21 protein-coding genes are annotated in these 21,830 nt (G+C 29.0%); 20 read left to right on the top strand and 1 reads right to left on the bottom strand.

What is annotated here, in order from left to right; all coding sequences use genetic code 11:
• Positions 1-142 precede the first annotated feature (142 nt).
• From ICMP_RS00885 to groL, 13 genes are all read left to right on the top strand, one after another.
• Positions 143-1,594: an N-acetylmuramoyl-L-alanine amidase gene (locus tag ICMP_RS00885; protein ID WP_041068906.1), complete on the top strand. Its 1,452-nt coding sequence runs from the start codon at positions 143-145 to the stop codon at positions 1,592-1,594.
• Between the two features lie 97 nt (positions 1,595-1,691).
• Complete coding sequence (gene mutL, locus ICMP_RS00880; RefSeq protein WP_041068904.1) at positions 1,692-3,461, top strand: DNA mismatch repair endonuclease MutL; 1,770 nt, start codon at positions 1,692-1,694, stop codon at positions 3,459-3,461.
• A complete protein-coding gene (gene miaA / locus ICMP_RS00875) occupies positions 3,448-4,404 on the top strand; it encodes a tRNA (adenosine(37)-N6)-dimethylallyltransferase MiaA (protein ID WP_052456805.1) in 957 nt (318 codons plus the stop codon). Before mutL ends, miaA begins: the two co-directional genes overlap by 14 nt.
• A gap of 52 nt (positions 4,405-4,456) precedes the next feature.
• A complete protein-coding gene (gene hflX / locus ICMP_RS00870) occupies positions 4,457-5,737 on the top strand; it encodes a ribosome rescue GTPase HflX (RefSeq protein ID WP_041068901.1) in 1,281 nt (426 codons plus the stop codon).
• Between the two features lie 264 nt (positions 5,738-6,001).
• The gene (locus ICMP_RS00865) at positions 6,002-7,294 is read left to right on the top strand and encodes an adenylosuccinate synthase (RefSeq protein ID WP_041068898.1); all 1,293 of its coding nucleotides are present in this window, start codon (positions 6,002-6,004) and stop codon (positions 7,292-7,294) included.
• Positions 7,295-7,491: 197 nt separating this feature from the next.
• Positions 7,492-9,771 carry a ribonuclease R gene (gene rnr / locus ICMP_RS00860; RefSeq protein ID WP_052456804.1) on the top strand — a complete coding sequence of 760 codons (2,280 nt, stop codon included), beginning with the start codon at positions 7,492-7,494 and terminating at the stop codon, positions 9,769-9,771.
• 17 nt (positions 9,772-9,788) lie between these two features.
• Positions 9,789-10,526: a 23S rRNA (guanosine(2251)-2'-O)-methyltransferase RlmB gene (gene rlmB, locus ICMP_RS00855; RefSeq protein ID WP_041070029.1), complete on the top strand. Its 738-nt coding sequence runs from the start codon at positions 9,789-9,791 to the stop codon at positions 10,524-10,526.
• Between the two features lie 198 nt (positions 10,527-10,724).
• On the top strand, positions 10,725-11,093 hold the full coding sequence (rpsF, locus tag ICMP_RS00850) for a 30S ribosomal protein S6 (protein WP_041068896.1): 369 nt from the start codon (positions 10,725-10,727) through the stop codon (positions 11,091-11,093).
• Between the two features lie 252 nt (positions 11,094-11,345).
• The gene (gene rpsR / locus ICMP_RS00845) at positions 11,346-11,573 is read left to right on the top strand and encodes a 30S ribosomal protein S18 (protein ID WP_041068893.1); all 228 of its coding nucleotides are present in this window, start codon (positions 11,346-11,348) and stop codon (positions 11,571-11,573) included.
• A 32-nt stretch (positions 11,574-11,605) separates the two neighbouring features.
• Positions 11,606-12,055, top strand: a complete 450-nt coding sequence (rplI, locus tag ICMP_RS00840; protein ID WP_041068890.1) for a 50S ribosomal protein L9 — start codon at positions 11,606-11,608, stop codon at positions 12,053-12,055.
• Between the two features lie 85 nt (positions 12,056-12,140).
• The gene (cysQ, locus tag ICMP_RS00835) at positions 12,141-12,920 is read left to right on the top strand and encodes a 3'(2'),5'-bisphosphate nucleotidase CysQ (protein ID WP_052456803.1); all 780 of its coding nucleotides are present in this window, start codon (positions 12,141-12,143) and stop codon (positions 12,918-12,920) included.
• 341 nt (positions 12,921-13,261) lie between these two features.
• Entirely contained in the window at positions 13,262-13,555 is a 294-nt protein-coding gene (locus ICMP_RS00830) for a co-chaperone GroES (RefSeq protein ID WP_041068887.1), read from the top strand.
• Between the two features lie 40 nt (positions 13,556-13,595).
• A complete protein-coding gene (groL, locus tag ICMP_RS00825) occupies positions 13,596-15,242 on the top strand; it encodes a chaperonin GroEL (protein ID WP_041068883.1) in 1,647 nt (548 codons plus the stop codon).
• A gap of 115 nt (positions 15,243-15,357) precedes the next feature.
• Here the strand turns inward: groL and epmB are convergent, their stop codons facing one another.
• Complete coding sequence (epmB, locus tag ICMP_RS00820; protein WP_041068880.1) at positions 15,358-16,377, bottom strand: EF-P beta-lysylation protein EpmB; 1,020 nt, start codon at positions 16,375-16,377, stop codon at positions 15,358-15,360.
• 26 nt (positions 16,378-16,403) lie between these two features.
• Here epmB and efp point away from each other — a divergent pair, with 26 nt between their 5' ends.
• The 7 genes from efp to ICMP_RS00785 all read left to right on the top strand — a co-directional run bounded on the left by efp (position 16,404) and on the right by ICMP_RS00785 (position 21,805).
• Complete coding sequence (gene efp / locus ICMP_RS00815) at positions 16,404-16,973, top strand: elongation factor P (protein WP_041068877.1); 570 nt, start codon at positions 16,404-16,406, stop codon at positions 16,971-16,973.
• A 156-nt stretch (positions 16,974-17,129) separates the two neighbouring features.
• Positions 17,130-18,092 (top strand): elongation factor P--(R)-beta-lysine ligase, encoded by a 963-nt coding sequence (epmA, locus tag ICMP_RS00810; protein ID WP_231844667.1) that lies wholly within the window; start codon positions 17,130-17,132, stop codon positions 18,090-18,092.
• Positions 18,093-18,222: 130 nt separating this feature from the next.
• Positions 18,223-19,353 (top strand): cell division protein ZapE, encoded by a 1,131-nt coding sequence (zapE, locus tag ICMP_RS00805; protein ID WP_041068871.1) that lies wholly within the window; start codon positions 18,223-18,225, stop codon positions 19,351-19,353.
• Between the two features lie 178 nt (positions 19,354-19,531).
• On the top strand, positions 19,532-19,960 hold the full coding sequence (gene rplM / locus ICMP_RS00800) for a 50S ribosomal protein L13 (RefSeq protein ID WP_041068868.1): 429 nt from the start codon (positions 19,532-19,534) through the stop codon (positions 19,958-19,960).
• Between the two features lie 18 nt (positions 19,961-19,978).
• On the top strand, positions 19,979-20,374 hold the full coding sequence (gene rpsI / locus ICMP_RS00795) for a 30S ribosomal protein S9 (RefSeq protein WP_041068865.1): 396 nt from the start codon (positions 19,979-19,981) through the stop codon (positions 20,372-20,374).
• A 115-nt stretch (positions 20,375-20,489) separates the two neighbouring features.
• Positions 20,490-20,945 (top strand): ClpXP protease specificity-enhancing factor, encoded by a 456-nt coding sequence (locus ICMP_RS00790; protein WP_041068862.1) that lies wholly within the window; start codon positions 20,490-20,492, stop codon positions 20,943-20,945.
• A 608-nt stretch (positions 20,946-21,553) separates the two neighbouring features.
• A complete protein-coding gene (locus ICMP_RS00785) occupies positions 21,554-21,805 on the top strand; it encodes a BolA family protein (RefSeq protein WP_041068859.1) in 252 nt (83 codons plus the stop codon).
• Positions 21,806-21,830: the final 25 nt, after the last annotated feature.

Here is a 21,830-nt window from a genome sequence, read left to right as displayed (position 1 = left end):
TACAATTTTATCTTATTAAGAGTAAGTCTTCATAAGATGGGAACTACTATCATATTTACTATAATGGATAATTAAAGAATTTTTATATTTCACATGATAAAACTATCATAGTGTCAATAAGTATTATATCAAGGATATATCTATGATATTACGTATATCTTACAAATATATAGGATTAATTTATTTACTTACAGGTTTAACGTGTGCCGCTGATCCTTGTCATATTCAAGTGGTAAATACTTCCACTGACGCGAGAATTATATTAAGATTTAATAAAAATCCTGATTACACTTATGTATTTCGTAATTATAATAAAGAATTAATATTGAATATCAATAATATTGATGTATCCAAAATATTTGAATTGAATTTCAATAAAGATAATTATATTAAAAGTATTCAATATTTTAATGATGATTCTGATCATTATAAGAATAAACTAATTTTTGAATTCCCATATAATACAAAAGTAACAGTTTCAAAAAAGATAACTAATAGCAAAAAAAATATAATCTTGAATGTAGCAAAAACTATGCCAGATCCAATATATGATGATGATCAAACATCATATGATGATCTTCTGAAAAAAAATAATTTTTTATGTAAAACAAATATTGATAAAAAAATTACGATAGCTCTTGATCCTGGACATGGTGGTGGCGATCCTGGAGCTATTGGACAAAATGGATTGTATGAAAAAACAATTAATTTTAAAATTGCATGTAAACTCCAAAAATTATTAAATAATAACCCAATGTTTGATTGTTTTTTAATTCGCGACAAAGATGAAAGGGTTCATTTGGACCAGAGAAAGGATATCGCTAGGCAAAGACATGCTAATATACTGATATCTATTCACGCAAATTCAATTCATAATCCCTTAATCCATGGAGCATCAACATGGATATTATCACATGATCGTTTTATCACAGAAATCAATAATTGGGTAGGAAGTCATCCACAAAATTTACAATCATTAGCTGAGATAGGTCCTGTATTCAATTGTAAAATGGATGATATATTAAGGAAAGTCATTTTAGATGTAGAATATCACTATTGGAATCACATTAGTATGGCAGTATCAATAAAAATATTAAAAAAATTGAAAGACTTGTACAAAATAACCTACTTTAAAGAAATGAAAATATTGGATAACGTACTTAAACTAGATAAAAAAACTACACAAAGAGCTGGTTTCAGCGTATTATGTTCTCCAGATATTCCTAGTGTTATTATAGAAACAGGCTTTTTAAGCTATACATCAGAAGCATCTCTATTGTCTACGGATGCTTATCAAAACCAATTAGCTGAATCAATTTATCACGGTATGGTTAATTACTTTTGCAAAAATTCATATCCAGAAATATCAACTACAACAAAGTTATTAAGTTTACATACAAACAATGCATCTATTAACCATAATAAAGAATATGTAGTTGAAGATATGAAGTATCTTGTAAAAGAAGGTGATACATTGTATAGTATTTCTAAAAAATATGGTGTTAGTACGCCACTATTATCTGATCTAAATCACTTAAATAGCAACACAATCTCTGTAGGAAATTTTTTAACAATAACTAGTAATAAAAAATAAATATTTATAATATTTACATTTATTGTTCTGTATAAAAATTATTTTATGATTTAGTAATTGTTAAATTAACTAGCCTTAAAGGCTTTAATAATGTAGTATGTCAATACATATATTACCCTCATATGTGATAAAACAAATTGCTGCAGGTCAAATAGTAGAACGTCCTGCATCAGTAGTAAAAGAACTTATAGAAAATAGTTTAGATGCTGGTGCTACGCGTATTTGCATAGATATTGAATTGGGAGGAATAAAATGCATACGTGTTTTGGATAATGCTTGTGGAATTTCTAAAAGCGACTTAAAGTTAGTACTTACTAGTTATGCTACTAGCAAAATAACCTCACTAGATGATCTTACTACAATTAATACATTAGGATTTCGTGGTGAAGCACTTGCTAGTATTAGTTCAGTATCTAGAATTACTGTAACTTCACGCACTGCCAAACAAAATAATGGTTGGCAATTATATGCTGAAAAGGGTGATGTAGAAATCATTAACTTAAAACCTGCAGCACATCCTTGTGGGACTACGGTAGAAGTTATAGATTTATTTTACAATACACCGGCAAGAAAAAAATTTCTACGTACAGCCAGAACAGAGTTTACAGTTATTGATGAAATAGTTAGACAAATATCATTAGCATATTTTAAGGTAGGAATATCGCTGACTCATAATGGTCAAATTAAACGTCAATATCATATAAATAATAAAAATCTTACATCAGAAAAACGTTTATCAAATATTCTGGGTTATAATTTTATAAATCATGCTATACCGATTAATAATCATAAGAATAATATATACTTAAATGGTTGGTTTATTAACCCTAATTTTGCTTATAAAACATCTAGTGTACAATATTTTTATGTGAACCATCGTATTGTGTATAATAGATTAATTAATAATGCTATCCGTCAAGTGGTTCAAACAATTTTTGGAGTAAACCAACCATTTGCCTATATACTCTTCTTGAAGATAGATTTGGATCAAATTGATATAAATGTGTGTCCCTCTAAAAAGGAAATACGATTTTATCAATCACGTTTAGTGCATGATTTTATTTATGAAAGTTTAATTACTGCTATATATTCTAAAAATATAGAAAAATCCTATTTTGCATCTACTAAATCCCTTATCAATCATGATAATATAAAAGAAATAAATACATATCGTCAATATGGAAATCATGAATATGCTAAGTGTCATAATTTTTTAGATTATGAAGATAATAAAAATATACCTATTATACCTACAGAAATTTCTACTGATTTATCTCAATCATTACCTACAATATATAAATCAAAATTTGGCAATATACTAAAAATTATTAGTTTTAGCTTTGCCTTAATAGAAAAATCAAATAATTTAATGTTATTGTCACTTCCTGTAGCAAATGTAATACTTATACAGCAACACCTTCAATCAATTAAAGATAAATTAAAATCACAACCTCTTCTTATTCCTAGTCGAATCACACTGAATCCATTAAAATTACAAATAATTAAAAAACATTTTGAACTATTATTAAAAATAGGAATTACATGTAACTTTGAGTCAAATACCTTAATTATACTATCAGTTCCTATGATATTAAAAACAAAAAAAATACAAGTATTAATAGCAGCATTATTAAATTATTTTTGTGAAAATGATAATAAAATTCTTTCAATCAATAACTTAATTCAATTTATTGTTGAATATTTAAAAAATGATACTCCTTCAGAATGGAAAGAACAACAAGCACTACTGTTACTAATAGAATTAGAAAAATACTGTCCAAATGTTATTGAATCTCCACCCGCTAGTTTGTTACAGATAATAAATATCGAAAAAATTTTGAAAAAATTACAAAATGAAAATTTTTAAAAAAGAATCAATACCACACCAAAACATAATCTTCTTAATGGGACCAACGGCATCTGGTAAAACAAAACTGGCAATGATGTTACACCAAAAACTTCCGGTTGATATTATTAGTGTAGATTCTGCTTTAATTTATCGAGGAATGAATATAGGTACAGCAAAACCTACGCTTAAAGAGCTAGAAATATGTCCTCATCGTTTATTAGATATTCGTGATGCAAATGAAACTTATTCAGTAGCAGAATTTTATAGAGATGCTATACAAGAAATATCGGACATATTGCAAAAAAATCGTATACCTTTGCTAGTCGGAGGAACAATGCTGTACTTTAAATCGTTATTACAAGGATTATCTTCATTGCCATTCGCTAATTCTGAAATACGTCAGGATTTAAAAGAAATGGTGAAGAAAAAAGGCTTATCAGCATTATATAACAAGTTGATAAATATAGATCCTATATCAGCTAATCGTATTCATCCCAAAGACACTCAAAGAATATCAAGAGCCCTAGAAATATTTTTAATTTCTGGTAAAACTTGGACAGAACTAACTAAAGAACCTAATGAAAAATTACCTTACAAAATTCATCAATTTGCACTTGTACCAATAAGTAGACTATTATTACACCAAAGAATTTTATCTCGATTTGAAGAAATGTTAGCATTGGGATTTGAATCAGAAGCACGCCTTTTATTTGAAAGGAAAGATTTAAATGAACAAATGCCTTCTATGCGTTGTATCGGTTATCGTCAAATGTGGTCTTATTTTAAAGGAGAAATTAATTACGAAAATATGATTTATAAAAGCGTATGTGCTACTAGACAATTTGCTAAACGTCAACTAACTTGGTTACGTACTTGGAAAGATGTTTGTTTTTTAGATATTGATAATATTAATAATAGTTATACTACTATTGTCCAAATTGTAAAAAAATCATATACTTAAGTTATTAACTAATAAAAAATATACTTTATTATTTTCACAAAGGAAATATAGCTTGATTTACTATGATATAGGCGAATATGCCATATTAGTACATATTATATGTTTTCCAGAAAAAGATATAGAATATCTACAAGAATTCAAAAAACTTGTATTCTCTGCTGATATGAAAGTTGTTTATACCGTAATCAGTAAATGCAAAACTTTAAACCCAAAATATTTAGTTGGAGAAGGAAAAGCTCTTGAAATAGCAGATTTAGTACAAGCTAATAGAGCATCTAGCGTTATATTTAATCATATTTTAACACCTAGTCAAGAACGTAATTTACAGAGATTATTTAAATGTTGTGTGGTGGATCGCACAGGTATAATTTTAAATATTTTTGCTAAACGAGCTAAAACTTATGAAAGTAAATTACAGGTAGAACTAGCTCAACTGCGTCATATTGCAACACGTTTGGTTTGTGGATGGACGCATCTAGAACGTCAAAAAGGGGGAATTGGTCTTCGTGGTGGACCAGGTGAAACACAATTAGAAACTGATCGTCGTTTATTACGTAAGCGAATTAGACAAATTAATTGGCGTCTTCAAAGTATAAAAAAACAACGTGAACAAGGAAGACATGCACGTTCTAAAGCTAACATAAATACTATATCCTTAATAGGATATACCAATGCTGGAAAATCGACTTTATTCAATAATATAACTTCTGCCAATGTTTACACAGCTGATCAATTTTTTGCTACTTTAGATATGACATTACGTCGTCTATACATAGCAAATGTAGGTGAAGTTATTCTAGCTGATACTATTGGTTTCATTAGTCATTTGCCCTATAATTTAGTAGCAGCATTTCAAGCAACTTTACAAGAAATAAGTCATGCAAATTTATTATTACATGTTGTTGATGCTACAAACATTCGTATTAATGAAAATATTAAATCAGTTAATAGTGTATTAGAAAATATTAAGAAAAAAGAAATTACTACACTCATAATAATGAATAAAATAGATAAATTAGAATATTTTGAACCACGTATAGATCGTAATGAGGAAAATATACCGGTTAGAGTATGGATTTCAGCCCATACAGGTCATGGTATACCATTATTATTAACAGCTATTTCTGAAATATTAGCTAGAGAGATGAAGCAGTGTACACTTCTTTTACCGGCTAATTCTGGTAAATTACGTAGCAATTTATATAAATTAAAAGTAATACAAAAAGAATGGAATGAACCTGATGGCAGTATAATATTAAATATTAATATTCCAATAGTAGATTGGAAACGTCTTTGTAAAAAAGAACCATATTTAAATAGTTTTATTGTTTAATTTTTATTATTGGAGCAAATAAATGCTATTTTATTAATTATTTTAAAAATTTTTATTTCTTCAAAAGATATACCACTTTTACTTTCATAAAATGAAATTTATGTTCAGTAAATCGTAATAATAAATAGACTAATGAAGGCATATTAAGAATAATAATGTAATTAATTGTAAAACATGAAATATTTAAATATTTTCTTTAAATTCCTGTAAGTCTACAATATCAATGGTAAAATTTCTTTTTAAGCAGTTGGTGATTTTAATCATATGATTAATAATATCGTTATACTTGGAACCCAATGGGGTGATGAAGGAAAAGGTAAGATCGTTGATCTTCTTACTAATAAAGTAAAATATGTTGTGCGTTACCAAGGAGGACATAACGCTGGACATACATTGGTTGTCAATGGTAAAAAAATAGTTTTACATTTAATACCATCTGGAATATTACACAAAAAAGTAATTTCTATCATTGGGAATGGTGTAGTACTTTCTCCCCAAGCTTTAATAAAAGAAGTAGATAATTTAAAAAAAATTGGTATATCTGCACATCAGCGCTTATTAATATCTGAATCATGTCCATTAATTTTAGACTATCATGTAGCACTAGATAAAGCTCGTGAAAAAATTCATGGTAAGGAAATTGGAACTACAGGACGAGGTATTGGTCCTGCTTATGAAGATAAAATAGCACGTCGAAGCTTAAGGATATGCGATCTTTTCAATAAAAAATCATTCGCAATTAAACTCAAAGATATAATAGAATATTATAATTTTCAATTAGTAGATTATTATCAAGATAAACCTATTAATTATAATAAAGTACTAAACTGTATACTAGAAATAGCAGATTTTTTAACTAGTATGGTTATTAATGTTTCTGAATTATTAGATAATGCATATAAAAATAATGAAAGAATTATATTTGAAGGAGCTCAAGGGACACTATTAGATATTGATCATGGGACTTACCCTTACGTAACTTCTTCTAATACTACAGCCGGTGGAGTTTGCTGCGGTACAGGTATAGGTCCACTTTATATAAATTATGTCATGGGTATTGTCAAGGCTTATTCAACAAGAGTTGGTCATGGTCCATTTCCAACAGAGTTATGTGATGAAATAGGTGATTTTATTTGCCAAAAAGGTAAAGAATTTGGAGCTACCACTGGTCGTCGACGCAGGACTGGATGGCTAGATATAGTAAGTTTACGCCGAGCTGTACAAATTAATTCGTTGTCCAGTTTTAGTCTAACTAAACTAGATGTATTAGACGGTTTAGAAGAAATAAAGATATGTATAGCATATATGCTATCAGATGGCACTAAAATTACTACTCCTTCTTTTATAGAACAATGGAAAGAGATTAAACCGGTATACAAAACTTTACCCGGATGGTCTGATAAAACTTATGGTATACAAAGACTAGAACAACTACCTAAAAATGCTCAGGATTACATTTGTAATATAGAAGATATGATAGGAATCAAAGCCAATATTATCTCTACTGGACCAGATAGAAACAATACTATAATGTTGTGTAATCCTTTTGATATATAAATATATGTTCAGGTTAGATTATTAGCTAACCTGAACAGGTTGTGCCAATTTTAACTTGATTAAAATTAGTTATAAAATTATATTAACATATATTTTTTTATCACTGATATTTATATGTAATTTTATAAAAAATGAAGAGGATATAGTATCATATTTTATATAAGTTTTAAGAGTATAAATGATATCGGAAATAATTTATGTTAAAAGATTCCTTTCAGAAAATAGAATTTAGAAAATATGGAAATATTCTTCCGACCAGGGACTTGATCATTAATTATTTAAAGAAACGCAGAAAACCAGCTAGAGGATATGACTTAGCTAAAAAATTTGATATTCATCAAAAAGATAAACTAGAAGCATTATATAGTCTTTTGTATGCTATGGAAATAGATGGCCAGTTAGTTAGTAATAGTCGACACTATTACAGTGTAATAGATACACCTAATTTAATCAAAGGCCAAGTTATTGGACATAAAGACGGATATGGTTTTTTAAAAGTAGAAGGTAGTAAATATGATTTCTATCTTTCAGTAGAACAAATGAAAAAATGTATTCAAGGTGATGTTATTATTGCCAAACAATTAACTAATAGTTCTCGTAAAGGTCGTTATGAAGCACGAGTAATACGTGTCATACAACCTAGGAAGAATAAGATTATTGGGCGTTATTTTATTATATCTGGAACCGGTTTTGTAGTACCCGGAGATAGTAGAATAAATTTTGATATTTTAATTCCTATAGAATATTCGATGAATGTTTCTACAGGCTTTATGGTAGTAGTGGAATTAATCAAACGTCCATATAAAAATATTAATGCCATGGGAAGAATAATAGAAATTCTAGGCGATCATATGAATAGTAATCTAGCAGTAGATATGGCTTTACGCATGCATGAAATTCCATATATTTGGTCCGCGGAAGTAAAAGAACAAGTATTATCTTTTGACAAAAATCTGTTAGATAGAGATAAGCAAGGACGTATTGATCTTCGCAAATTACCTTTCGTTACTATTGATGGCGATGATGCTCATGATTTTGATGATGCTCTTTATTGTAAAAAAGCTGACGGTAGATGGTATTTATGGGTCGCTATAGCGGATGTAAGTCACTACGTGCATGCCAATACACCTATTGATAAAGAAGCTCAAAAAAGAGGAACTTCCGTTTATTTTCCCATGCAAGTTATACCAATGTTACCAGAAATTTTATCAAACGACTTATGTTCTTTAAATCCACATGTGGATCGCTTATGTTTAGTTTGTGAAATGAGTATATCACAAAATGGCAAGCTCATTAATTATCACCATTACGAAGCAGTGATAAATTCACATGCAAGATTTACATATAATGAAGTATCCGATATTTTACAAGGAAAAAAAAAGCCTTTATTAGTGCATTTACAATTCATTAAACATTTAAAAGCATTGTATGCTATTTCTAAATTACTAGAAAAAGAAAGAAAAACCCGCGGTGGGATTTTTTTTAAGAGTGAAGAACCTAAATTTATTTTTACTCATGATCATAGAATTCAGAGAATAGAATGTATTGAATATAATGAAGCCCAAAAATTAGTTGAAGAATGTATGATATTAGCTAATGTTGCTACAGCTGATTTTGTAGAAAAAAATAACAAACCTATGCTTTTTAGGGATCATGATAGTCCCAGTGAGGAGAGGGTAGCTACTTTTCGTACAGTTTTGAATAAACTTGGATTAAGATTATCTGGAGGTTCTAAGCCAAAACCTATAAATTATACTGAACTACTACAATTTATTAATAATCGACCAGATGAAGAAATGTTACAAAGTATACTATTGCGGTCTATGAAGCAAGCTGTATATGATGCAGAAAATAGAGGGCATTTTGGCTTAGCTTTAACATCTTATACACATTTTACTTCACCTATTAGACGTTATCCTGATTTGATTTTGCATAGGATTATTAAGTATTTACTTAATATTAGCAATAAAGCAAAATCAAACAATATAAATTCCGGAGCATATTACTATGAAATCACGCAAATATTACAATTAGGCAAACATTGCTCCATGACTGAAAGGCGTGCTGATGAAGCTACGAGAGATGTAATAGATTGGTTAAAATGTGATTTTATGCAAAAGCATATAGGCCATATTTTTAATGGAGTAATATCTAATGTTCAGGGAATGGGTTTTTTTGTTCGCTTAAATAATTTGTTTATAGATGGTTTAGTACATCTTTCAACTCTGAAAAAAGATTATTATTTTGATCCACTAGAACAAAGTTTAGTTAGTAATTCAGGAAGTAAAACATATAGTATGGGAGATCATGTAAAAGTTATAGTAAAATCAGTACATATCGAAGAACGTAAAATTCTTTTTATTTTAGCATCTCAAGTTAATAATTTATGTATTAAAACTAAAAAAATCTCCAATAATAAAAATGCATTACTATTCAAGCAGAATCATAAATTAAACCAATATAATCAATGCAAATAAATCACAATACTAACCAAATGTGTGAAGTAATTTTTGGTATTCATCCTATACAAGCTCTTTTAGAAAAAGATCACAAACGTTTACAAAAAATATTTATTTCAAAAGGAAATACTAATAGATTCAATTTACTTATTGATAAATTAAAAAAATATGATAATGTAAGCATTAATTTTACTACTCGTCAGTGGTTAGATAAGAAGGTGGGGCGAGTAGTTCATCAGGGAATCATTGCATTCATTAAATCAAATCCTCTTCCTAGAGAAGAGGATTTACCCCAAATGCTTTTAAAGATAACTAAACCATTTCTTCTCATTCTAGATAACATAACAGATCCACATAATTTAGGCGCTTGTTTACGTAGTGCTAATATAGCTGGAGTACATATAGTTATTATTCCTAAGAACAGATGTGCTCCATTGAATGCTACAGCGAAAAAAGTTGCATGCGGTGCCGCAGAAAGTACCCCTTTAATTCAGGTTACTAATTTAGTAAGGACCATGCAATTACTTAAAAAACATAATATTTGGATATTAGGAGCTGATATATCCGTAAATAATATACTTTATAAAAGTAAAATTAATGGTGCTGTAGCACTTGTTGTAGGTAATGAAAGTAAAGGTATGCGCCGCTTAACTATTGATCAATGTGATGAATTAATTAGTATTCCAAATTTTGGTAATATTAATTCTCTTAATGTTTCAGCTGCAACGGCAGTTTGTCTTTTTGAGATCGTACGTCAAAATAATTTTGAATAAAAAATTTTTTCTAATTATTTAAAATATTCATTTACAATGTTTAATATTAAAAATAGCTAATAAAATGTATCCTTGATTTTTATATTTTTTAGGTATATTATTACATGATATATATTAATATATGTTCCTTGCTTCTATAATTTTATATGTAAATATATATGATATATAGTAGCTGCATAATCCATAAGGAGCAAACCTGTGCATCACTATGAAATAGTTTTAATGATCCATCCTGATCAAAGTGATCAGGTATCAAATATGATAGATAGATATACCGATATTATTACTAAATATGATGGAAAAGTACATCGTTTAGAAGATTGGGGTAGACGTCAATTAGCTTATAAAATTAATAAATTGCATAAAGCACATTATGTTCTTCTTAATATAGAAACATCAAAAAAAGTTATAGAGGAATTAGAGATTGGGTTTCGTTTTAATGATGCCATTATACGCAGTATGATTATACGTATAAAAAAAGCTATAACTGTGTCATCTCCGATGTTCAGATCAAAAGAGGAAAATTGTGATAAATCAGTGATTACTGAATTAACGGTTAATAGTTGAAAATAAAAGATATGAATAAAAATTAATTGATATAAACATATCATACTATTGTGAATAGTATAATCAATACTAAAAAAATGCTCATGATGATTTGCATTTAAAAAATTTTTATATAATCAATTTTTGTGTGTAAATAAAGTATGCTACATATATACTTTTGCTCATATTTATCAACAATAATCTGTATATACAATAAATTAAATAGTATTTTATACTAAACGTATTACACAACAGATTGTGGAGATTAGCAAAATGGCACGTTATATTCGTCGTCGTAAAATTTGTCGTTTCACCGTTGAAGGTATTAAAGAAATAGATTACAAAGATATTGCGCTATTAAAAAATTACATTACTGAAAGTGGTAAAATTGTACCTAGTCGTATTACCGGAACTAGAGCAAAATATCAACGGCAGCTATCTCGGTGTATAAAACGAGCTCGTTATCTTTCTTTATTGCCGTATAGTGATCGTCATTTATGATTCTACAATTTAGCAATTAAAAGGATAATATAATGCAAGTTATATTACTAGATAAAGTAGCAAAATTAGGTGGTGTAGGAGATAAAGTAACTATTAAAGCAGGTTATGCTCGGAATTTTTTGATTCCGCAAGGTAAAGCTGTTCGGGCTACTCAGCAAAATATTAAATACTTTGAACAACTTCGAGATGAGGCTGTATCTAAAGCAGCACGAGAGTTAGAAAACGCTAAATTAAGAGCACAAAAAATTGCTTATTTAGGTACCATTAAGATTTTATCTAAGACTACTAGTACAGGAAAATTATTTGGTTCTATTGGTGCTCGTGAAATTTCTGAGTGTTTACAGAGATCCGGAGTAATAGTTTACAAAAAAGAAATCATTTTACCAAAAGGAGTTTTACGTACTACAGGAACACATACAGTATATATTAAACTACATAATGAGTTATCAGTAAAAATAATATTAAATATCCTTGCTGAATAAATAATAGGTGGAATTATCGCAATATTAGAGGATTATAGACCAATATATCCAATATTGAGTTAATTTTATACGAGTAACGAAAGTTATGTTAAGAAAAATAATTCAGTTAGCACGTAAAGCTGGTCATGCTATTATGAAAGTTTATAATAATTTGGATGATCAGCAAATTCAAGTTAAGAGTGATTACTCTCCTGTAACGAACGCTGATATGATAGCTCATCATATTATTGTGCAAGGTTTGAAATATATCACACCTGAAGTGCCTATTTTATCTGAAGAAGAACCATCTGATTGGTCAATTCGTGAAAGATGGCAATATTATTGGTTGGTTGATCCACTAGATGGCACAAAAGAATTCATTGATGGTCATGGTGATTTTACAGTAAATATTGCTTTAATTAAAAATGGAAATCCAGTAATAGGTGTAGTTTATGCTCCAGTTTTAGATTTATTGTATTTTGCCCATGAAAAAAAAGCTTGGAAAGAAGTTAACAAGCAAAAAATTAAACTTTGTGTCGTTAATAATTATCCACCGCTAGTCTTAATAAGTCGTTCACATTTAAAATATAATGAATCACTAACTAATTTTTTAAAAAAATTAGGTGAACATCGTAAAATGATAGTTGGGTCATCATTAAAGTTTTGTCTGATAGCTGAAGGAAAAGCACAATTATATCCGCGTTATGGTCCAACCAATATTTGGGACACTGCAGCAGGTCATGCTATAGCAATAGCAGCAGGAGCTCAAGTATGTGATTATAAAGGTAATACTTTGAACTATCTACCCAATAAATCCACTCTGAACACCTATTTTATAGTATCTTCTTATATACTAGATAAAGATCATTTTGTAAATTTGGCATAATGTTAACTAATCCTAATATTATTTAGTATTTACCTCAATTGATAATATATCTTCTATTAATTAACTTGTTTTATAGTTTTATCATTTTTGCCAATAGAAGTGATTCTATAAAACAATATTTTATGTGATAATTCATTTATTAGAAGTTATTTTTTTGTAGTATATAATTATATATTGATACATATATAGTATAAAAATTATTTTAAATATTCACATTTAGGCTTGAAATATAGAAATATGACCATATCTTTTTCACAGTAAAGATGGTAAATACTAATATTTAGGTGTTCGACTGAAAATAAATGATTAGACTTCTTAAGAAAGTAAAGGAGAATTATTCAATGAAAATCCGTCCATTACATGATCGTGTTATCGTTAAACGCAAAGAAGTAGAATCTAAATCTACGGGCGGTATTGTTTTAACGGGTTCTGCAGCTGGCAAGTCAACTCGTGGTGAAATACTAGCTGTAGGCAAGGGTCGTATTCTGGAAAATGGTGAAATAAAACAATTAGATGTGAAAATTGGAGATATAGTTATCTTTAATGAAGGTTATAATGCCAAAACTGAGAAGATAGACAATGAAGAAGTTTTAATCATCTCCGAAAGTGATATTTTGGCTATTGTAGAAAAATAATTAACAGTAATTCACTTAATTAAGATTAAGGGATATTGAAATGGCAGCTAAAGAAGTAAAATTTGGCAATGATGCGCGTTCAAAAATGATGCGTGGAGTAAATATATTAGCAGATGCAGTAAAAATAACATTAGGCCCTAAAGGACGCAATGTTATTTTAGATAAATCTTTTGGATCTCCAATCATTACTAAGGATGGTGTTACTGTTGCACGTGAAGTTGAACTAGAAGACAAATTTGAAAATATGGGCGCACAGATGGTAAAAGAAGTAGCTTCTAAGGCCAATGATGCTGCTGGTGATGGAACTACTACTGCTACTGTATTAGCTCAAGCAATTGTAAATAAAGGCCTAAAAGCAGTTGCTGCTGGTATGAATCCTATGGATTTGAAACGTGGTATTGATAAAGCGGTTATTGCTGCCGTTGAACAGTTGAAGGCACTTTCTGTACCTTGCTCAGACTCAAAAGCGATTACACAAGTAGGTACTATTTCTGCTAATGCAGATGAAAGTGTGGGTACTTTAATCGCTCAGGCAATGGAAAGAGTTGGTAAAGAAGGAGTAATTACTGTTGAAGAGGGAACTAGTTTACAAGATGAATTAGATGTTGTTGAAGGTATGCAGTTTGATCGTGGTTATTTGTCTCCTTATTTTGTTAATAAACCAGAAACCGGTGTTGTTGAGCTGGAAAATCCGTTTATTTTATTAATAGATAAGAAAATTTCTAATATACGTGAGATGTTGCCTGTTCTAGAAGCAGTAGCAAAATCTAGCAAACCATTAGTTGTGATAGCTGAAGATGTAGAAGGTGAAGCGTTGGCAACACTTGTTGTTAATACAATGCGTGGAATTGTCAAAGTTGCTGCCGTTAAAGCTCCTGGATTTGGTGATCGTCGCAAGGCGATGCTACAAGACATTTCTATTCTAACTGGTGGTACTGTAGTCTCTGAAGAAATAGGCATGGAATTAGAAAAAGCTACTATCGATGATTTGGGTCAAGCAAAACGTGTTGTTATCAATAAAGATACTACTACCATTATAGACGGTGCAGGAAAACAAGCCTCTATCCAAGGACGAGTAGCACAAATACGTCAACAAATTGAAGAAGCCACTTCTGATTATGACAAGGAAAAACTTCAAGAGCGTGTGGCTAAATTAGCTGGTGGTGTAGCTGTATTAAAAGTAGGTGCTGCCACTGAAGTTGAAATGAAAGAAAAAAAAGCTCGTGTTGAAGATGCTTTACATGCAACTAGAGCTGCTGTTGAAGAAGGTGTCGTTCCCGGAGGTGGAGTAGCGTTAGTGCGTGTAGCGGCCAAAATAGCTGAACTTAAAGGCGATAATGAAGATCAAAACGTAGGTATAAAAGTAGCTTTACGTGCTATGGAAGCTCCATTACGTCAAATTGTTGCTAATTCTGGTGAAGAACCATCAGTTATAGCTAATAATGTAAAAGATGGGAAAGGTAATTACGGTTATAATGCAGCAACTGAACAATATGGAAACATGATAGATTTTGGAATCTTGGATCCAACTAAGGTGACTCGTTCTGCATTACAGTATGCATCATCTGTAGCAGGTTTAATGATAACTACTGAATGTATGATAACTGAATTACCTAAAAAAAATGAAACACCTGATTTAAGTGCTAATACAGGCGGCATGGGAGGTGGTATGGGCGGCATGATGTAATATTTTTCTGTCGTCTTAATATTATAACTATGTCAATCCCCTCCTATTATCGTGTAGTAAATACAGGAGGGGTAGTTAAACTGTAATATACAATTGTTTACTATGGCACCAAAATTTATTCTAGGTTAATATGTATCTTATATGGTTTTTTGGGAATTGTTCTTATTAATCTAGGTACCATATATCCTGATACCATAGTCATCAACTTGCGTAATATAATACAAGCTTCATCATCTCTTACCAAGAAATGTGATACGCCGGATACTTTATCAAGTAAATGAATATAATATGGTAAAATCCCAGCATCAAATAAACCGTTGCTCAATTTTGCTAGTGTTGTAGGATCATTATTGACATTACGTAGCAACACACTCTGATTTAATAAAGTAACTCCAGAACACTTTAACATATGCATGCTATGACGTAATGCTGAATTAATTTCTTGTACATGATTTATATGCGTAACAAATAAAATTTTTAATCTTGATTGATATATTCTTTGACATAATTTTTGTGTAATCCGCGATGGAATAACTACTGGCAGTCTTGTATGTATACGTAATCTTTTTAAATGTGTAATTTTTTCTAGCTTACTAATTATCCAATCTAACTCATGATCTTTAGCCATTAAAGGATCTCCACCAGAAAAAATAACTTCATCTAACTCATTGTGCAAAGTGATATAATTTAATGCACCCTCCCAAGTTTTTTTATTACCTGGATGATGTTTATAAGGAAAATGACGCCGGAAACAATATCGGCAATGAATGGCACAAGAATTCTTTATTATTAATAAAACGCGATTTTGATGTTTATGTAATAATCCAGGAATTGGAGTATCATGTTCATCTAAAGGATCAGTTCTATAATCAGAAGTATTAATAAATTCCATTTGATTATAGAGTACTTGTAAAAGTAATGGATCTTTCGCATCACCTATTTTCATTCTTTTAATAAATGAACGTGGTACTTTTAAAGAAAAAGAATAAATCAAATTATTCTTAGATAATATTTCTTTTTCTAGATGTTCTAAAGATAAAATAGTTAATAACTCTTTTAATTCAGTTACTACATCAGTAAGTTGATATAACCATGATTCTCTTTTTTTAGATTTTAAAGTTATACTATTTGCCATGTGATATTCATTTTTAGAGAAATTATATGACAACTTATTCTAGCAGTCATTTACGTAATGGAATTAAAATTTTGTATTACAATGAACCATATGTAATAGAATCAAGTGAATTTGTCAAACCAGGAAAAGGTCAAGCTTTTACAAGGGTAAAAATGCGTCGCTTGCTGACAGGTACACGCATAGAAAAAACTTTTAAATCTACTGATTTGTTTGAGAAAGCTAATGTTATAGAGATTATTTTAAATTATTCATATAAAGATGCTAGATTTTTTTATTTTATGCATCCTGAAACATTTGAATTTTATCAAATAGAGAGCAAAATACTCGAAAATATCCATAAATGGCTACAACCTAATGCTGAATGTGTAGTTACGTTGTGGAATGATAAAGTAATAGTAGTACAACCCCCCAATTTCATTATATCCAAAGTGATAAATACAGATCCTGGTATAAAGGGTGATACTGCAGCTTCTGTAAATAAACTTGCAATATTAGAAACAGGAGCTATAGTTAAAGTACCATTATTTGTGCAAGTAAATGAAGTTATTCGTGTTGATACTCGTTCAGGAGAATATGTATCACGGGTTAAATTATAGTTTACTGACTGTTAGTCAATTTAATTTATGTCTATTTTATTAAAAATTAATAGATAATATCTCTTTTTACAGATGTATGCTTATCTCCTTATTAAATTGATTGTACAATTATTCTAAATTATAATAAGCTAAAATCATATTATGAAGATACCATTAATGTGGAAACCAAGTGCATCTACTAGGAATTTACAAAAAAGAGCTAATATTATTTCCTTAATACGTAATTTTTTTGCTGATCGTAATGTTTTAGAAGTAGAAACACCATATATGAGCCGATATACAATAACTGATATTAATTTAGTGCCATTTCAAACATATTTTACAACCTCAGATAAATTACAAAAAGTCAATTTATGGATGATTACTAGTCCTGAATATCATATGAAACGTCTACTTGCTTCTGGGATTGGTTCTATTTATCAAATATGTCATAGCTTTCGTAATCAAGAATTAGGTTCTAATCATAATCCTGAATTTACTATACTAGAATGGTATCGTCCTGGTTATGATATGTATTTAATGATTAATGAAGTAAGCCAATTGTTTAAAAAAATATTAATGTGCAAAAGTACAGAATCTTTATCTTATGAAGAAGCTTTTCTTATGTATCTCAATATTAATCCATTTGAAGCAAATAAAAACCAATTGCTTAATATTGCAAAAAATTTTAATGCTACTGAACTAATTGATGCCGATTGTTCTTATGATACACTTCTTCAAATATTGTTTATGTTGGGTATAGAGCCCCAAATAGGACAAAAGAAACCTGTTTTTATATATCACTTTCCTTCTGGTCAAGCAGGATTAGCTAAAATCAGTAAAAGTAATCCACTAGTATCAGAACGTTTTGAAGCATATTATAAAGGTGTAGAACTAGCAAATGGTTTCTGTGAACTCACTGACGCTACAGAGCAAAAAAAACGTTTTGAACAAGATAATATTTACCGTAAACTACATAACATGCCACAATATTTACTAGACAATTATCTACTACAAGCTCTTTCGCACGGCATGCCAGATTGTACTGGTGTAGCAATAGGAATTGATAGATTAATTATGGTAGCTTTACAAGCTAATACATTAAGTGAAGTTATTGCATTTCCTTTTGATCGTTGTTAGGTATGATTGTTTAAAAAATATAAATGACACATTGATTGTTATCATATAACTACAGAATGGTATTGAAATCTTCAATATTATGACTCATTCATATAATAATATATTACTAAATATTTAGGTAATTTTTTAAATGAATACATCTTCTTTATTATCCCAATATAAAGAAATCCTTTTACGTAAAAATTACAAACCAGATATTATGCAATACAATTTGATTGTCAAGCTTCATAAGCTACAACAAAACCTTTTAGAATATCCTGGAGTAATATCTTCCTCAAAAAAAGGACTATTTAACTACTTATTTAGTGGGTTATTAAAAAAACCAGTGTATGTTCCTAAAATAAATGGTATATATATATGGGGAGGAGTAGGACGTGGAAAAACATGGTTAATGGATTTATTTTTTGACTCTCTAATTACTAAACGCAAATTAAGACTACATTTTAATCGCTTTATGTTACGTATTCATCAAGAACTTGCTTATAGAGATAAGCTAATAGACCCATTATTAGGTTTAGCTGATAGTTTTAAGAAAAATATCGATATTCTCTGTTTTGATGAATTTTTTGTGTCTGATATTGCTGATGCTATATTATTAGGCTCTTTATTACAAGCTATGTTTTCCAGAGGAATTATTTTAATTGCCACGTCTAACTTTCATCCGGATGAATTATATAGAAATGGTTTGCGACGTGATATATTTATTCCGGCTATTGAACAAATAAAATCACACTGTGATATTGTTAATATAGGTTCCAATATTGATTATCGTTTATGTTATTCAAGACTAGCAAATGTGTGGTATTGTCCTTTAAATGAAGCTACTAACAAAGCTATGCTTAATATGTTTAATATGATTTCAGGTCAATTATATATAGAACCAATCAAATTAAAAGTTAATCATCGTATAATACAAACTTTAGGGGCAGCTAATAGAGTCTTAGCAATAGAATTTGCAGTAATTTGTGGAGAAGAAAGGAGTAGAGATGATTATATAGAAATTGCAAATTGTTTTCATAGTGTATTTCTGTTTAATTTACCAGCTAGAATTTGTGAATTAATAAATCAAATGCAAAGATTTATTATGTTAATTGATGAATTTTATGATCGTCATGTCAAATTAATTGCTTCAGCAGAAACTGCATTATCTGATATATATAAAAATGAGTATACAAATTTTGCATACCAGCGTTGTTTTTCAAAATTACAAGAAATGCAAAGTACAAAATATATTAATTTACCTCATTTACCTGAAACATAATTATAAAAACAGCTATACATATTATAAAATATAAGTACATTTTAAACAGTATATCCTTGCATGCAAAATATGTTTTAATAAAATCTACTAAATAAGTTAAGCATAACTAATAAATAGACGAGTAATTATTGATTTTCAAAAATAACTATTTAACTAATACACCATAAGGTATATCTGGATGAAAACTTTTGTAGCCAAAATAGAAACAATAAAGCGTGAATGGCATCTAGTGGATGCTACAGATAAAATATTAGGTCGTTTAGCTACTAAATTAGCTCATCATCTGCGTGGAAAACATAAAGTAGAATATACTCCTCATGTTGATGTTGGCGACTTTATAATTGTTATTAATGCAGGTAAAATAGCGTTAACTGGAAACAAATATACAAATAAATTTTACTATTATCATACTGGATATGTTGGGGGTATAAAAAAGAAAAGTTTTAAAGAAATGCTTAATTCTTGTCCTACAAGAATAATAGAAATAGCGGTTAAAGGAATGTTGCCTAATGGACCACTGGGACGTTCTATGTTGCGTAAATTAAAAGTTTACGCCGGACAAGATCATAATCATGTAGCACAAAAACCTCAATTTTTAGATATTTAACTATAGGGAATAAGAAGAATGATTGAAGATCAAAAATATTATGGTACTGGTCGTCGTAAAAGTTCTTCGGCTCGTATCTTTATCAGGAGAGGAAACGGTAAAATATGCATTAATAGTCAACCGTTAGAACAGTATTTTAGTCGTAAAACTTCTTGTATGATAGTGCTGCAACCTTTAGAATTACTCAAAATGACTGATAAATTGGATTTATATATTACCGTTAAGGGTGGAGGTATTTCTGGACAAGCTGGTGCTATTCGCCATGGAATTTCTAGGGCTTTAGTAGAATATGATGATTCTTTTAGAAATAAACTACGTAATGCAGGTTATATTACTAGAGATGCACGTGAAGTGGAACGTAAAAAAGTAGGATTACGTAAATCACGTTGCCGTCCTCAATTTTCTAAGCGGTAATTCTCATTTTAATAAATATATTTCTAGTGGTTAGAAGATTGATACTATATTAATCTGATCCAGTCGTATTTATTTAAATATTATTTTATATAAGACAAATATCGGAACTAAATTTATGGAAACATCAAAACTAAAATCATATCGTCCTTATTTACTTCGTGCATTTTATAGCTGGTTAATAGATAATCTATTAACTCCATATATTTTAGTGAATACTAAATTACCTGGTGTTACAGTACCAAATGAATATATTACAGATGGAAAAATTATATTAAATATTTCTCCAGTAGCAGTTAATAATTTAATATTAGGAAATAATGAAATTTGTTTTAATACAAAATTAAAAGGAATTATACGTCAAATAAAAGTACCTATAGCAGCAATAATAGCTATTTATGCAAGCGAAAATAGTTTATGTACAATATTTGAATCCAATTTTTCCTCTGAAAAAATTGCACAATTAACAAAAATTAAACAACCTGGAATATCAATTGATGATAGAAAAATTGTTGCAAATAAAAAATTAGATGTACCAAAAAAGAAGCGACCTTTTTTGCGTATAATTAAATAATTAGTGAATAATAAATATTCATTAGTTAGTATTAGATATTAATAGAATCTACTATATAAATACTTCCTTTGAGAGCAGAAAAGTCTGCACGGTGTAAAATAATAGAGAATCTATAAAGAATGAAAGTGAATTTTTTTATCATCAGTAAACAGTATATGAGGATCATAGGCTATTTGATATGGTGAAATAGTAATTTTAAATCTCTTCAAGAGATATAAATTTAGTTATTACTAAATTAGTAAAATATTTTTGTGTTTCTGCGTATAAAAGCTACTTCTATATGATAGAACATCAATAGGTTGCATAAGTGCAATATATATTCTTTTTATTAATATATATAATAAATAGCATAAAAAACACAATGTTCAGTTAACATATTTTATAAAATAAAAAAATACTAAGTAATATACTTAATGCTCTATTAAGTATAGTTATATCTTCTTGAAAAGAAATTTCACCATAATCTTAATTAGATCAATGCTCATTAATAATGTTAAATAGAGAATTTTCTTTATTAGTAAAGATACAAAGATAATTTATCTTCAAATATAGAAGATATTTCAATTTTGGATATTTAGTTGTATTACATCTCTAAAAGATTACAAACCATGACAAACAGTGAAATCAAATCATTATTAATCAGTGAATTAAATTTACAAGAAGTGTATGTTAGTGGAGAAAATAATCATTTTGAAATAATCGCCGTTGATGAGAAATTCAAAAATTTAACTTCTCTTGAAAAACAACAAATTATTTATAAACCTTTGGTATCTTTTATTTTAAATAAAAAAATACATGCCGTTTCTATTAGGACTTATACTCCTAGTGAATGGGTAAAATACTGTGAAATAAATAGATAAGTTTAAAAATATACTCCAATATATA

The sequence above is a fragment of the Candidatus Ishikawaella capsulata Mpkobe genome (assembly GCF_000828515.1).
GTDB lineage: Bacteria > Pseudomonadota > Gammaproteobacteria > Enterobacterales > Enterobacteriaceae > Ishikawella > Ishikawella capsulata.
This window is presented reverse-complemented; position numbering and strand designations above follow the sequence as displayed.